Below are 13,320 nucleotides of genomic sequence, written 5' to 3' on the forward strand. Positions count from 1 at the left end.
CTGAGACAGCGAAATTCCTTACATTTTGATCGGTCATCGCCGCCGAGAAAATGCTGTCACCTCAGGGGAAGTCATGCCTGACACGCCTGCCCATGCGACCGGTGCACGGTCGGGATTCACCGGTCGGCCTTCGTTGCAGGCCCGGATCAGCGCCCCCATGTTCAGGCTGCTTCGCTCGTTGGCCGGTTTGGTCGGTGTCGACCTGAGCACCCGTGTCAACGAATTGCTGGCCAGCCGTCGGCCGCCGCGCAATGCCACCCGGGGCGTGACCGTGCAGTACCGCGAGTTCAGCGGCTGGGACCTGTGCACACTGCGGCCCGAGGCGCCGTCGGGCAAGCACGTGCTGGCCATCCACGGTGGCGCCTTCGTGTGCGAGGCCACCGTCCTGCACTGGCGGGACTATGCGGCCATCGCCCGCCACACCGCGGCGACGGTGGTCGTCCCCGCCTATCCGCTCGCACCGCACGGCAGCGCCGGCACCGTCGTACCGCGGATCGCCGACCTGATCACCTCGATGATCGGCCAGCACGGGCCGAACAACGTGAGCATCTACGGCGACTCCGCCGGCGGTGGCATCGCGCTGTGCGCCGCGCAGGAATTGGTGCGGCGCAACGCAACCGTCCCGGCGCGGATGGTCCTGCTGTCACCGCTGCTCGATGCCACGTTGAGCAACCCGGACATCCGATCCGTCAACGACCCGGTCCTGAGCGCCGAGTTACTCAAATCGAGTTTCGCGCTGTGGGCCGCCGACCTGGATCTGGCCGATCCACTCGTCAGCCCGCTGTACGGGTCGTTGAGCGGGCTTCCCCCGACCGCGGTCTACGCCGGTTCGCTAGAAGTACTTGGCCCCGATGCCCTTGCGCTGCAACAGAAATCGCTCATCACACCGGATGCCGACTTCTCTTTCGACCTGCGCAACGGCGGCATGCACGATTGGGCCATGACCTCGTGGCTGCCGGAGGCCCGCGCGGTGCGCTCACAGATCTACCATCAGTTGCTGGGTTACTAGCGTCGTCGCACCCTCGCCGCCACGTAACAGGAGCTGCGGAAAGGAAGACACATGAATCGCGACCAGCTGATCGAGTTATGGGAACACCACATGGCCTGCGAATTCGCGGTCAAAGACGCCGACCTGGCCGTCTCCACCATGACCGACGACGCGACCGTCATGCACCTGCCGACGATGAGCGGCGGCGCCGGGAAGGAGAACCTGCGTCGCTACTACGCCGAGGTATTCATTCCCGGCATTCCCGCCGACACCACCATTGAGCCGATCGCCCGATCTTGCGGTGACGGTCTGCTTGTCGACGAGTTCATCATGCGGATGACCCACGACCAGGACGTGCCGTTCCTGCTGCCGGGGCTGGCGCCGACCGGCGACACCGTGGAAGTGCCGGCGGTCGTCATCGTGCGGTTCCGGGGCGACCTGATGGAAAGCGAACGGCTTTACTGGGACCAGGCCGCATTACTCCGCCAATTGGACCTGATCGACCCGGGTCTGCCGGTCGCCGACGTCGCGGCGGTGTCCGGATATCTGCGCGAGCTGAGTTAATCACCGATAACCCGTGCTACGTTAGCGATGATTAACCGAAACTTTCGGAGGTAGGCCCAGCGCCGTCATGACAACGTCCACCCCGGACACCCCGACCGGTCAATCCGAACCGCCGAATCGCCGCAGCCAGTTGAAATCCGACCGGCGACTGCAACTCCTGGCATCCGCCGAACGACTCTTCGCCGAGCGCGGGTTTCTCGCGGTGCGACTCGAAGACATCGGCGCGGCCACCGGGGTCAGCGGCCCGGCCATCTACCGGCACTTCCCCAACAAGGAGTCGATGCTGGTCGAATTGCTGGTGGGGATCAGCGCCCGGCTGCTTGCCGGGGCCCGCGATGTGATCGCCCGCAACGCCGACGCGGCCGACGCACTGGAAGGCCTGATCGATTTTCACCTCGACTTCGCGTTCGGCGAACCGGACCTGATCCGCATCCAGGACCGCGACCTGGCCCACCTGCCCGCGGCCGCCGAGCGGCAGGTGCGCAAGGCGCAACGCCAATATGTAGAGGTGTGGGTCGGCGTGCTGCGCGAGCTGGATCCGGCGCTGGCCGAAGCCGATGCCCGGCTGGCGGCGCACGCGGTGTTCGGCTTGCTGAACTCGACGCCGCACAGCATGAAGGCGGCGGAAAAGCCGGCCCGCGGGGCACGCTCGCGCGCCGTCATGCGGGCCATGACGATCGCCGCACTGGGCGCCGGAGGCCAAGTCCGCTGAGGTGGACGTCATCGCGAGATTCCGCGCCCAGCCGCTCGGCTTAGGTACCCTGCAATCTGTGAGGTGGGCATGAACGATCCACGGCGACCCGAGCGGTTTAGTCCCCCTCCAGCGGGATGGGAGCCGACCGGGCCGATTGGCCCGCCGAACGCGCCGCTCGCTGATCCGGCCTACGCCGACCAAGCGCCGTATGCGCCTACCTACGGCGGGTATGCCCCGCAATGGGCGCCGAGCCCGAACGAGACCAACCCGACAAAGCAGCTGCCCGCCTACTGGCAGCAAGACCAAGACCAGCCGCCGGGCGGGATGCCGCCGGGGGGCATGGCTCCCCCGCCGCCGGACGGCCCGAAATCGCCCCGCTGGCTGTTGATCGGCGCCGGCGCGGCGGTGCTACTGCTCGTCGCGCTGTTGATCGCGCTGGTTCTCACCAACGGCGCGCTGAAAACCCAGACCGCGGTGCCGCCGTTGCCCGCCATGCCCGGATCGAGTGCGCAGAGCCCGACGCCGACGCCGTCGACGCGGGCGTCACGGCCGTCGCAGACCGCGCTGCCGGTGCCGCCGCCCAGCGGCTCCGCCGGGCCCGCGCCCACCCCGGGCGCGATGCAGGACGTGGTCTACACCGTCAGCGGCGAGGGCCGCGCGATCAGCATCACCTACTGGGATACCGGTGACGTGATCCAGACCGAGTTCAACGTCTCGCTGCCGTGGACCAAGCAGGTCAGCCTGTCGCAGTCGGCCGCTCATCCGGCCAGCGTCACGATCATCAACATCGGCCACAACGTCACCTGCTCGGTCACCGTGAACGGCGTGCAAGTACGCCAACGCCTCGGGGCCGGCATCACCGTCTGCGACGCCGCCGGGCGCTAGGTCTGCTCGACCGGTTCGACCGCGGCGGTGTTCCGCGGCGGGACGCGGACCGCGATCATCGCGATCAGCCCGGCAATCAGCACCAGCGATATCCCGCCGAGCCCCGCGCGCACCGCGCCGAAAGCATCGACGAACACGGAGAACAGCCAGGGCGCGAGGAACGCGACCGCCCGGCCCGTCATCGTGTACAGCCCGAACGCCACACCTTCCCGGCCATTGTGGGCCATCTGCAACAACAGCGCGCGCGCCGAGGATTGCGACGGCCCGATGAACAGACACAGCAGCAGCCCGCACGCCCAGAAGGCCACTGGACCCGAGAGCACCATCATGGTGAGCGCCGAGACGACGATCGCCACGAGCGACCCGACGATCACCGGTTTGGACCCGATCCGGTGATCGACGAAACCGCCCCCCACCGCGCCGACGGCGGCGACGATGCTGGCCGCGACACCGAAGATCAGCACGTCGGCCTGCGAGATGCCGTACACGTTGACGCCCAGCACGGCGCCGAAGGCGAATATCGCCGCAAGCCCGTCGCGGAAGAGCGCACTGGCGCCCAGGAAGTAGACCAGGTTGCGGTCGCGGCGCCATTCCGCGGAGATCTCGGTCCACAGCTTGCGATAACCGCCGAGCATGGTTGTCGGCTGGTACACCTCGCCGGTGTCGGGCAGCCGGTGTGCGACAAGGAGCAACGGCAGCCCCAACACCGCCAGCCACGCCGCGGCGGCCAGCATGGCCTCCCGGACGTAGAGCCCGTCGGCCACCGGTATTCGCAGCAGTCCCCTCACCGCATCGGGCCCGTCGCCGGAGCCGGCGATGAAGCCGGTGTAGATCAGCAACAGCAGCAGCACGCTGCCCAGGTAGCCCGACGCCCAGCCCAGACCCGAGATCCGGCCCGCGGTCTGCGGGGTCGAGAGCTGACGCAGCATCGCGTTGTACGGGACGCTGGCCAGGTCACCGCAGGCCGCCGTCGCGCCCAGCAGCACCAACCCGGCCCACAGGTAGGCGGGGCGGTCGTGGATCAGATACATCGAGCAGGTCAGCGTCACCGCCAGGCCGGTCAGCACGCTCAGCGCAACCCGTCGGCGATGCGGTGACTCCACCCACACGCCGACCAGCGGCGCCAGCAGCGCGACCGTCAACCCGGCCAGCGCCCCGGCGCGGCCCAGCCAACTCTCCGGCGTGGTCCTACCGGGCAGGCCCTCGCCCACGCTGCTGGTGAGGTAAACGGAGAACACGAATGTCGCCACGATCGCGTTCAGACCCGTTGACCCGCAGTCCCACAGCGCCCATGCCACCACCCGAGATCGCGCGATCTCGCCCGTCCCCGGTTCCGGCTGACCCATGCCCGGCACTCTATTTGTTGAGCCGCCAAGCCGCCCGCGCGCGGTTGCGGCCGTTGCCGCATCCGGTTGGCCGCTGTCTACGATTGGCGCATGCCGGTACCCGCTCCCAGCCCCGATGCACGCGCCGTTGTCACCGGAGCCTCGCAGAACATCGGCGAAGCGCTGGCCACGGAATTGGCCGCGCGCGGACACCACTTGATCGTCACCGCGCGACGCGAGGACAAGCTCAACGACCTTGCCGCCCGGCTGGGCGAGAAGTACGGCGTCACCGTGGAAGTGCGGCCCGCCGACCTCGCCGACCCCGCGGAACGGACAAAATTGTGCGACGAGTTGGCGGCCCGCAACATCTCCATCCTGTGCGCCAACGCGGGCACCGGCACCTTCGGACCGCTGTCCGGCCTCGACCCGGCGGGTGAAAAGGCTCAGGTGCAACTCAATGCCGTGGCGGTGCACGACCTTACCTTGGCGGTGCTGCCCGGGATGGTCGAGCGCGGCGCGGGCGGCATCCTGATTTCCGGTTCGGCCGCCGGCAACTCGCCGATCCCCTACAACGCGACGTACGCCGCCTCGAAGGCGTTCGTCAACACCTTCAGCGAGTCGTTGCGCGGTGAGCTGCGCCGTACCGGTGTGCACGTCACGCTGCTGGCGCCGGGCCCGGTGCGCACCGACCTGCCCGAGGATGCCGAGCGGTCACTGGTCGAACGGCTGGTGCCCGACTTCCTGTGGATCTCCACCGAGCACACCGCCCGGCTCTCACTGGATGCGTTGCAGCGCAACAAGATGCGCGTCGTGCCGGGCTTGACGTCCAAGGCGATGTCGGTCGGCAGCGGGTATGCCCCCCGCGCGATCGTGGCGCCGATCGTCGGCTCCTTCTACAAGAAGCTCGGCGGCGGCTAGTCGCTGGGGCCGTCGCGCCGCGAGCGTAACCTGACGCCGGAAATCCGCCCGGTATTTCCCCGTGGCGTTACGCTCGCGATCAAAGGCCTACCTCCGGCGGCGGCCGGTGCCGAACACAGCCTTGACCGCTTCGCGAATCGCGGTGTTGATGCCGCTTTTCACGGTCGGATTCTTCAGCACCTCCTCCCACATGGCCGGGCCTGGCGGCTCGGCCGGTTCCGGCATCGGCGGAATGTCGTAGCCGTCCGGATACGACGGCGGCGGGGCATCCGGTGCCGGTGAAGGTGGTTGCGGTAGTTCGGGTTCCGGCGGCTGCTGGATCGTCTGGCCGTATTTGGCCCGCAGCGGGCTGTCCTTGGCCGCCTTGGTGATCTCCTCGCTGCCGATGGCGCTCATCAGCGACCGCGGCACCCGCATCCGCGTCCAGGCGACCGGTGTCGGTGCGCCCTTCTCGGACAGCACGGTGACGACGGCCTCCCCGATACCCAGCGAGGTCAATGCCGACTCCAGGTCGTAGACATCGGTTTTGGGATACGTGCGGACGGTCTTGCTCAGTGCCTTCTGGTCATCGGGGGTGAACGCGCGCAGGGCATGCTGGATTCGCGCCCCCAGCTGGGACAGCACATCGTTGGGCAGATCGGTGGGCAACTGGGTGCAGAAGAACACCCCGACGCCCTTGGAGCGGATCAGCTTGACGGTCTGCTCGACCTGCTCGAGGAACGCTTTGGACGCGTCGGTGAACAACAGGTGTGCCTCGTCGAAAAAGAACACCAGCTTGGGTTTGTCGACGTCCCCGACCTCGGGCAGTTCGTTGAACAGGTCGGCCAGCAACCACATCAGGAAGGTGGAGAAGATCACCGGACGCAAAGACTGACCGCTGAACTCGAGCAGCGAGATGGTGCCGCGGCCCTGGTTGTCGACGCGCAGCAGGTCTTGCGGATCCAGCTTCGGCTCGCCGAAGAACGTGTCGCCACCCTCGCCTTCGAGGTTCACCAGCGCGCGCAGGATCACACCGGCCGTTGTCGACGACACCCCACCCAACGATTTCAGGTCGGCCTTGCCCTGCTCGCTGGTCAGGTGACTAATGGCACCGCGAAGTTGGTCCAGGGTGACCAGGGGACGCTGGTTCTCCGTTGCCCAATGGAAGATCAAACCCAGCGTCGACTCTTGAGTCGCATTGAGTCCCAAAACTTTCGACAACAACACCGGACCGAAGCTGGCGACGGTCGCGCGTATCGGCACGCCGACCCCGTCGGTGCCCAGCGACAAGAACTCCACCGGGAATCCGGTCGCCGCCCAATCGTCGCCGGTGTCGGTTGCCCGCGCCGCGGTCTTGTCGTTGGCCTCCCCCGGTCGCGACAGACCGGACAGGTCGCCCTTCACGTCGGCCATCAGCACCGGAACCCCGGCCGCGCTGAGCTGTTCGGCGATCAGCTGCAGCGTCTTGGTCTTGCCGGTTCCGGTCGCCCCGGCCACCAGACCATGCCTGTTGACGGTGGCCAGCGGGATGCGAATCGGCGCGCCCGGGTCGGCGTTGCCGTCGATGACGACGGTGCCCAATTCCAGTGCCTTGCCTTCGACGGCGTAGCCGCTGGCGATCCGCTGTGCGGCTGATTCGGTGGTCATCGCGCTCCGCCCCAGTCCCGGAGAAAGTTGCAACGCTCAACACTACTTGCCAGGGGGCGACGGGGGCAGGGCTCACGTGGGCATACGCTGAGCGCTGTGCGTGACGAATTGGTGTGGATCGACTGCGAAATGACCGGGCTGGATCTGGGCACGGACAAGTTGATCGAGATCGCAGCCCTGGTCACCGACGCCGATCTGAACATTCTGGGCGACGGCGTCGACGTGGTGATCCATGCCGACGACGCTGCCTTGGCGTCGATGATCGACGTGGTCACCGAAATGCACACCCGCTCGGGGTTGATCAACGAGGTCCGGGCCTCCACCGTCGACCTGGCCACCGCCGAGGCGATGGTGCTCGAATACGTCGGCCAGCACGTCACGTCGCCGAAGACGGCGCCGCTCGCGGGGAATTCGATCGCCACCGATCGGTCGTTCATCGCCCGCGATATGCCCGCCCTGGACTCGTTCCTGCACTACCGGATGATCGACGTCAGCTCGATCAAGGAACTCTGCCGTCGTTGGTACCCGCGCATCTACTACGGCCAGCCCGCCAAGGGGGTCACCCACCGGGCACTCGCCGACATCCGCGAGTCCATCCGCGAGCTGCAGTTCTACCGCCGCACCGCGTTCGTGCCCCTTCCAGGGCCTTCTACCAGCGAAATCGCGGTGGTGACCGCCGAATTAGAGGGCCGCGACGCCGCCGCGGAGACAATTGATTCGGCCGTCGAGCCACCGAACCGCTAGTATCGACAGTCGCCGCGTATAGCGCGGTCATGGTGGGTGTAGTTCAGCTGGTAGAGCGTCAGGTTGTGATCCTGAATGTCGCGGGTTCGAGTCCCGTCACTCACCCCAGAAAGGTCGGAGGGCATACCCGCCCTCTGACCTTTTTGCTTCTGCGGGGCAGTGACCGGCTCGGCGGGCGCGGGGATCGGCGTTCGTCCGCCTTCGAACACGATCACTTATTGCGTTGTGGCGCAATGACTTTGCGAAGCCGGTGTCGATTATGGGCGGCGGCTGGCAACGGCCCACGTCGTCGGGTTGCCGATCTTTGCCAGCGCCCGCCTTTCCCGGTGCCAGATGGCGTAGTATCAGCCCATTGCATAGGTTCGGAGTCGTCATGTCTGGTCTGAAATACAAGATCGTCCTAGTTCTGGTCCTCGCGTTGACGGCCCCGACCGCATCGGGCTGCACGTTCACCGTCGTATGCGACCCGCTCTTCACCTGCGCATAACCTAAGCGACTGCGCGGCAGTCGAACTCGTGCTTATGCTGACCGGATGGCCGAGGCTCCGGCACGAGCAAGTCGGTGGACCGCGTTCCGCAATGCCTTGTCCAACGCGAATATCGCCAGGGCGGAATCATCGATCGCTGCCGGTGTCGTCGCACATGTGGCCTGGGTTTCGACGATGCTGGTCGTCACCTTCGAACAGCTGGGCCCGATCGGCCCGGGCTGGTTCCTCATCGTTCGGCAGATCACCGGGGCGATCAGCGCGCCCGTCTACGCAGCGCTGGCCGGCAGGTTCCGGCGCGAGCGGGTACTGGCCGGCTCCATCGTCGCCCGGGGAGTCACAGTGGCGCTTGTGATTCCGCTGCTGGGACAGCACACCGTGTCCGCGCTGCTGTTTGTGGTGATCGCACTGGAAGGGTTCACGCAGTCCGCGCCGAAGGCGCTGCAGGACGCCCTGCTGCCCTGGTTGGCCGACTCCCCGGCCCAGCTGGTCGCCGCAAACGCCGTTTCCGCCCTGCTCGAGACCTCCGGGGTGTTGGTGGGTGCGGGTGTGGCCGCGGTGGCTCTGGGGTCCTCCGGGCCCGCCGCGGCTTTGCTGACCATCGTGGTGTTCTGCGCGCTGGGGGCGTGGCCGCTTCTGACGATTCGCGGCATCGACACCCGGGTGCGCAACGAGCGTTCCCGCGTCGTCCACGAGCTCGCCGGGGGGATCGGTGTGCTGCGCAGGTCGACGAACGCCCGGGTCGTGGTCGCCGTCATGACCATCACCGCGTCACTGATCGGCACCGCGCAAAGCATCGTCGCCAGCATCGCGAGTGACCTCTTACATATCGGCGCGTCGGGAACCCCGGTACTGATCGGGGCCGTCGGGATCGGCGGCCTGGTCGGCGGCGTCGCCAGCCTGTCGCTGGGCCGGCATTCGATGTCGCTGCCGATGGTCGCCGGATTCCTGGCTTGCGCGGCGGTCTTGGTCGCTCTCGCGGTGACCTCCGCGCAGGTGCTGGCCATCCCGCTGCTCAGCGCGTTCGGCATCGGGATCGCCTATCAGATCGTGTGCGGGCGCACCCTGCTGCAGCGCAGCGCGCCGGGGCGGTCGCTGGACCTGCTGGCCGGCATCAACGCGATGATCGCCGTCTCGGTCGTCGGGGTGGCCGGATTCTGCGCCGCCCAGGTCAACGCCGCGATCGGAGTGCGCGGGACGCTGCGGGTGGCGGCCACTGTGGCGCTGCTCGGCGCGATCTATGGCCTGTGGCGCGTCCTGCGGGTGGAACGGCGCGCCCCGGTGGCGCGCGCGGAACTCGACGCCATCAGGAGCGTCGCAGCGTTCCGGCCGTTGTCGGTCGCGGCCGCCGACCAGCTTGCCTCGGCACTGATCGCCGAATCGAGCGCCGACGGCAATGTCGTTGTCCGGCAAGGCGAGCCCGCCGACGACATGTTCCTGATCGGCTCGGGCGTCTTCGACACCGTCGTCGACGGCCGGGGAGTGCGAACGCTGCACGACGGCGACCATTTCGGCGAGATAGCGCTGCTGTTCGACGTGCCGCGCACCGCCACGGTGCGATGCCTGCGGGCGGGCACGCTGTGGCGGCTGCGCCGGGAAGATTTCCTGAGCGCGGTGACCGGAAATTCGACCACCCAGGACGCGATCAAGGCGATCGCCGACCAGCGACTCGAACACGCCGGAAGCATCGGATCCGGGGAGTAACCGGCGTCAGGTGTTGGCGTTGCCGGCTTTCCACTGCGGCCAGGGGATGTTCCAGTCGCCCAGGCCCTCGGTGCCGGGCAGCGTCGACCCGACCGTGTTGACGACCTCGACGATGTCGCCGCTCTTGGAATGGTCGTAGAACCACTCGGCATTGCTCGGGCTCACGTTCAGGCAGCCGTGGCTGGTGTTGGTATGGCCTTGCGCACCGACCGACCACGGCGCGGAGTGCACGAAGACGCCGCTGTAGGACATTTGGGTGGCCCAGTCGACCTCGGTGCGATACCCGTTGGGCGAGTTGACCGGAACGCCGTAGGTCGACGAGTCCATGATGATGTGCCGGTACCGGCCGCCGATGATGTAGAAGCCGTTGGCGGTCGGGGTGCTGTCCTTGCCCATCGACGTCGGCATCGTCTTCACAACTTCACCGTTGACCCGAACGGTCACCGTCTTGGTGTTGTCGTCGGCGGTCGAGATGACCTCGTCGCCGATCGTGAAGTGGGTCTTGACGTTGTCCTCACCGAACATCCCGTCGCCCAAATCGACGCCGTAGGTGTTGACCGCCACGTCGACCGCTGTTCCCGATTTCCAGAAATGCTCTGGGCGCCAACGCACTTCGCGGTTGTTCAGCCAGTAGAACGCACCCTCGACCGGTGGGTTGGTGGTGATCTTGATCGCCTTCTGCGCGGCGGCGCGGTCCGCGATGTTCTCGTCGAACCGGATCGCCACCGGCTCGCCGACGCCGACAACCTCACCGTCGCCCGGGGCGACGTACGGCATCGTCAGGTGTGCGGGTGAACTCGTCGAGAAGCTCATCTGGCGGCTCGCAGCACCGCCGAGCCCGGTCGCCTTGACGTTCAGCGTGTAGTGCCGGTTGTAGCCGAGCTGCTCGGTGGTCGACCAGCGCAGTCCGTCGGGGCTGAGTTGGCCGGCGATCGCCCGGCCGTTGTCGTTGACCATCGTGACCGACGCCAGCACCCCGTCGGCGACATTCACGGTCACCGGCGCATCGACGGTGACGCCGACGGCGCCGTCCGACACCGAGGAGGTGAGCTTGGGCACCAGCAGATCGGCGAACGGTGTGCCCTTGTCGAAGATGATCTTCGGCGGCGCGGCGGCGTGGTTGCTGCTACACGAGACAATGCCGACAGCAAACACGGCCAACACAGCAGCCAGCCACGATCGACGTCTGCGCAAAGGCGTCATCAAGTGACCTTCCACGACCAATCCTGCTTACGTTCTGGTCACCGCTGACCGGAGAATACTGGCGAATATTCTAATGCGTTATGCCGCGCGCTCTTGGCAACTCGGGTGGATGACTCTAAGGCAGCGGCGTGCGGCCCGCAAAACGCCGGCCCTAAAGCCTCTACACTGGGAGGAACAGCGATTTCGCTCTGCGACGGGATGCTGTTAGAGTCGCAACGCGGTCGTGGCCGACCAAGCGCCGTTAGCTCAGTTGGTAGAGCAGCTGACTCTTAATCAGCGGGTCCGGGGTTCGAAACCCTGACGGCGCACCCAGAACGCATATCGGCGTGCCGCCTTCGTCGCCGTCGCAAATTCCGTCCCACCCTGTGGTTGCCCGGGGTAGTTTTTTCTCGGTGCCTGGCTGACGATGGGCACCCGTTGTCAACGAGCTGCGCCGAAGGAGCCTCAATGGGGTTCATCCAGCCAAACCTGCCCGTCGTCGACATCGCCGAGTGGAGCAAGCTGCCCCGCGCCGAGCGGATCATCCCGATGACTCGTCACATCGCCGCGAACGGTTTCGGCACTCCCCTGATCATGCATGTGATGTACGGCGTGAAGATCGCGCTCTACATCCTTGGCGGGTGGTTCTTCGGCTGGCGCACCACCGGCATCGGAAGCTTCACCGCCGTCACCACCTGGTGGACCGAGCCGATCGTGTTCCAGAAGGCCGTGCTGTTCACCATGCTGTTCGAAGTCGTCGGCCTCGGTTGCTGTTTCGGGCCGCTGGCCGGGCGCTACTTCCCGCCGATGGGATCGATCCTGTACTGGCTGCGGCCCGGCACCATTCGATTGCCGCCCTGGCCCAACCGGGTGCCGCTGACCAAGGGCATCGACCGGACCCCGTTCGACGCGCTGCTCTACGGCGCGCTGCTGGTGTTGCTCGCGATGGCGCTGGTGTCCGACGGGTCCGGCCCAATTCCCGCTCTGGGCACGGTGATTGGCGTGCTGCCGCCGTGGCAGACCATCGCGATCCTGGCGGTGCTGGCCGCAATCAGCTTGCGCGACAAGGTGATCTTCCTGGCCGCCCGCGCCGAGGTGTACGGGCCGCTGGCACTGGTGTTCTTGTTCGTCGGGGCCGACATCGTCATCGGGGCCAAGCTCGTCTTCCTGGCGATCTGGGTGGGCGCGGCCGCCTCCAAGATCACCAGGCACTTCCCGTTCGTGATTTCGACGATGCTCGCCAACAACCCGTTCCTGCCGTCGGGTGTGCTCAAACGGTCGCTGTTCAAGCACTATCCGGACGACCTGAGGCCCAGCGCCCTGTCGGGTTTCATCGCGCACTTCTCCACCGCGGTCGAGGGCCTGGTGCCCCTGGCGCTGCTCTTCTCGCACGGCGGCTGGCCGACCGCGATCGCCGCGTTCGTGATGATCGTGTTCCACCTGAACATCCTGCTGGCCTTCCCGATGGGCGTGCCGCTGGAGTGGAACGTGTTCATGATCCTCGGGGTGCTGTGGCTGTTCGTGGCGCACGCACCCATCGGCCTGTCGGATCTGACCGGCCCCTGGCCCGTCGTGCTGTTCGCCGTCATCGCGACGATCGTCGTGCTGGGAAACCTTTTCCCCCAGAAGATTTCGTTCCTGCCCGGCATGCGCTACTACGCCGGCAACTGGGACACCACGGTGTGGTGCGTCAAGCCGTCGATGGACGACAAGTTCCGCACCGGCTCCCGTGCACTCGGCCCGATGCAGCACCTGCAGCTCGAGCGGTTGTACGGCAGCAAGGAGGAGACGCTGATCCCCCTGCACCTGGCGCTGGCGTTCCGCGGGATGAACACCCACGGGCGCGCGCTGCTCACCTTGGTGCACCGCGCGCTGGCCGGCTACGACGAGGACGACTACAACCTGTGTGAGGGCGAGGTGCTCTGCTCCATGGTGCTGGGCTGGAACTTCGGCGACGGGCACCTGCACAACGAGTGCCTGATCGCGGCGCTGCAGCAGCGGTGCGGCTTCGAGCCCGGCGACGTGCGGGTGGTGATTCTGGACGCGCAGCCCATTCACCAGCAGCGGCAGGAATATCGGCTGGTGGATGCGGCAACGGGAGAATTCGAGCGCGGCTACGTCGAGGTCGAGGACATGGTCACCACCCAGCCGTGGGCAGACGACCTCCCCATCCACGTGCAACGCGCCGCCGCCGATTCGGCTTGAG

Annotated in this window: 11 protein-coding genes and 2 tRNA genes; 10 read left to right on the plus strand and 3 right to left on the minus strand. The window is 66.9% G+C overall.

The window, feature by feature from the left end:
- Window positions 1-73 precede the first annotated feature (73 nt).
- From BN973_RS20425 to BN973_RS20440, 4 genes are all read left to right on the plus strand, one after another.
- On the plus strand, window positions 74-1,009 hold the full coding sequence (locus tag BN973_RS20425) for an alpha/beta hydrolase fold domain-containing protein (protein WP_084163475.1): 936 nt from the start codon (window positions 74-76) through the stop codon (window positions 1,007-1,009).
- A gap of 51 nt (window positions 1,010-1,060) precedes the next feature.
- Window positions 1,061-1,552 (plus strand): nuclear transport factor 2 family protein, encoded by a 492-nt coding sequence (locus tag BN973_RS20430; RefSeq protein ID WP_051641381.1) that lies wholly within the window; start codon window positions 1,061-1,063, stop codon window positions 1,550-1,552.
- Window positions 1,553-1,619: 67 nt separating this feature from the next.
- Window positions 1,620-2,264: an SACE_7040 family transcriptional regulator gene (locus tag BN973_RS20435; protein WP_036470487.1), complete on the plus strand. Its 645-nt coding sequence runs from the start codon at window positions 1,620-1,622 to the stop codon at window positions 2,262-2,264.
- Window positions 2,265-2,333: 69 nt separating this feature from the next.
- Window positions 2,334-3,131: an MmpS family transport accessory protein gene (locus BN973_RS20440; RefSeq protein WP_036470490.1), complete on the plus strand. Its 798-nt coding sequence runs from the start codon at window positions 2,334-2,336 to the stop codon at window positions 3,129-3,131.
- Here BN973_RS20440 and BN973_RS20445 read toward each other — a convergent pair.
- Window positions 3,128-4,477, minus strand: a complete 1,350-nt coding sequence (locus BN973_RS20445) for an MFS transporter (RefSeq protein ID WP_036470492.1) — start codon at window positions 4,475-4,477, stop codon at window positions 3,128-3,130. The two genes, BN973_RS20440 and BN973_RS20445, sit on opposite strands and share 4 nt — an antisense overlap.
- Window positions 4,478-4,567: 90 nt before the next feature.
- Here BN973_RS20445 and cmrA point away from each other — a divergent pair, with 90 nt between their 5' ends.
- A complete protein-coding gene (gene cmrA, locus BN973_RS20450) occupies window positions 4,568-5,374 on the plus strand; it encodes a mycolate reductase (RefSeq protein WP_036470494.1) in 807 nt (268 codons plus the stop codon).
- A gap of 87 nt (window positions 5,375-5,461) precedes the next feature.
- On the opposite strand, the gene BN973_RS20455 is transcribed toward cmrA, so the two are convergent.
- Window positions 5,462-7,000 carry a helicase HerA-like domain-containing protein gene (locus BN973_RS20455; protein ID WP_036470495.1) on the minus strand — a complete coding sequence of 513 codons (1,539 nt, stop codon included), beginning with the start codon at window positions 6,998-7,000 and terminating at the stop codon, window positions 5,462-5,464.
- A 96-nt stretch (window positions 7,001-7,096) separates the two neighbouring features.
- On the opposite strand from BN973_RS20455, the gene orn reads away from it, so the two are divergent.
- The 3 genes from orn (at window position 7,097) to BN973_RS20470 (ending at window position 9,932) form a co-directional block, all read left to right on the plus strand.
- Complete coding sequence (gene orn / locus BN973_RS20460; RefSeq protein WP_036470496.1) at window positions 7,097-7,744, plus strand: oligoribonuclease; 648 nt, start codon at window positions 7,097-7,099, stop codon at window positions 7,742-7,744.
- A 32-nt stretch (window positions 7,745-7,776) separates the two neighbouring features.
- Window positions 7,777-7,852: transfer RNA gene (locus BN973_RS20465), tRNA-His, on the plus strand.
- 424 nt (window positions 7,853-8,276) lie between these two features.
- On the plus strand, window positions 8,277-9,932 hold the full coding sequence (locus BN973_RS20470; RefSeq protein WP_036470498.1) for a cyclic nucleotide-binding domain-containing protein: 1,656 nt from the start codon (window positions 8,277-8,279) through the stop codon (window positions 9,930-9,932).
- A gap of 6 nt (window positions 9,933-9,938) precedes the next feature.
- Here the strand turns inward: BN973_RS20470 and BN973_RS20475 are convergent, their stop codons facing one another.
- On the minus strand, window positions 9,939-11,135 hold the full coding sequence (locus tag BN973_RS20475; protein WP_084163476.1) for a L,D-transpeptidase: 1,197 nt from the start codon (window positions 11,133-11,135) through the stop codon (window positions 9,939-9,941).
- 235 nt (window positions 11,136-11,370) lie between these two features.
- On the opposite strand from BN973_RS20475, the gene BN973_RS20480 reads away from it, so the two are divergent.
- Together BN973_RS20480 and BN973_RS20485 are read left to right on the plus strand one after the other, a co-directional pair.
- A tRNA-Lys gene (locus BN973_RS20480) sits at window positions 11,371-11,443 on the plus strand.
- Between the two features lie 139 nt (window positions 11,444-11,582).
- The gene (locus BN973_RS20485; RefSeq protein WP_036470501.1) at window positions 11,583-13,319 is read left to right on the plus strand and encodes a DUF3556 domain-containing protein; all 1,737 of its coding nucleotides are present in this window, start codon (window positions 11,583-11,585) and stop codon (window positions 13,317-13,319) included.
- Window position 13,320: the final 1 nt, after the last annotated feature.

Source organism: Mycobacterium triplex, assembly GCF_000689255.1.
Classification (GTDB): domain Bacteria; phylum Actinomycetota; class Actinomycetes; order Mycobacteriales; family Mycobacteriaceae; genus Mycobacterium; species Mycobacterium triplex.

Excerpts from the sequence above, each read along its gene's own strand:
- BN973_RS20425 (WP_084163475.1), top strand. The coding sequence starts at position 74 with ATGCCTGACACGCCTGCCCATGCGACCGGTGCACGGTCGGGATTCACC.
- BN973_RS20430 (WP_051641381.1), top strand. The coding sequence starts at position 1,061 with ATGAATCGCGACCAGCTGATCGAGTTATGGGAACACCACATGGCCTGC.
- BN973_RS20435 (WP_036470487.1), top strand. The coding sequence starts at position 1,620 with ATGACAACGTCCACCCCGGACACCCCGACCGGTCAATCCGAACCGCCG.
- BN973_RS20440 (WP_036470490.1), top strand. The coding sequence starts at position 2,334 with ATGAACGATCCACGGCGACCCGAGCGGTTTAGTCCCCCTCCAGCGGGA.
- BN973_RS20445 (WP_036470492.1), bottom strand. The coding sequence starts at position 4,477 with ATGGGTCAGCCGGAACCGGGGACGGGCGAGATCGCGCGATCTCGGGTG.
- cmrA (WP_036470494.1), top strand. The coding sequence starts at position 4,568 with ATGCCGGTACCCGCTCCCAGCCCCGATGCACGCGCCGTTGTCACCGGA.
- BN973_RS20455 (WP_036470495.1), bottom strand. The coding sequence starts at position 7,000 with ATGACCACCGAATCAGCCGCACAGCGGATCGCCAGCGGCTACGCCGTC.
- BN973_RS20470 (WP_036470498.1), top strand. The coding sequence starts at position 8,277 with ATGGCCGAGGCTCCGGCACGAGCAAGTCGGTGGACCGCGTTCCGCAAT.
- BN973_RS20475 (WP_084163476.1), bottom strand. The coding sequence starts at position 11,135 with ATGACGCCTTTGCGCAGACGTCGATCGTGGCTGGCTGCTGTGTTGGCC.
- BN973_RS20485 (WP_036470501.1), top strand. The coding sequence starts at position 11,583 with ATGGGGTTCATCCAGCCAAACCTGCCCGTCGTCGACATCGCCGAGTGG.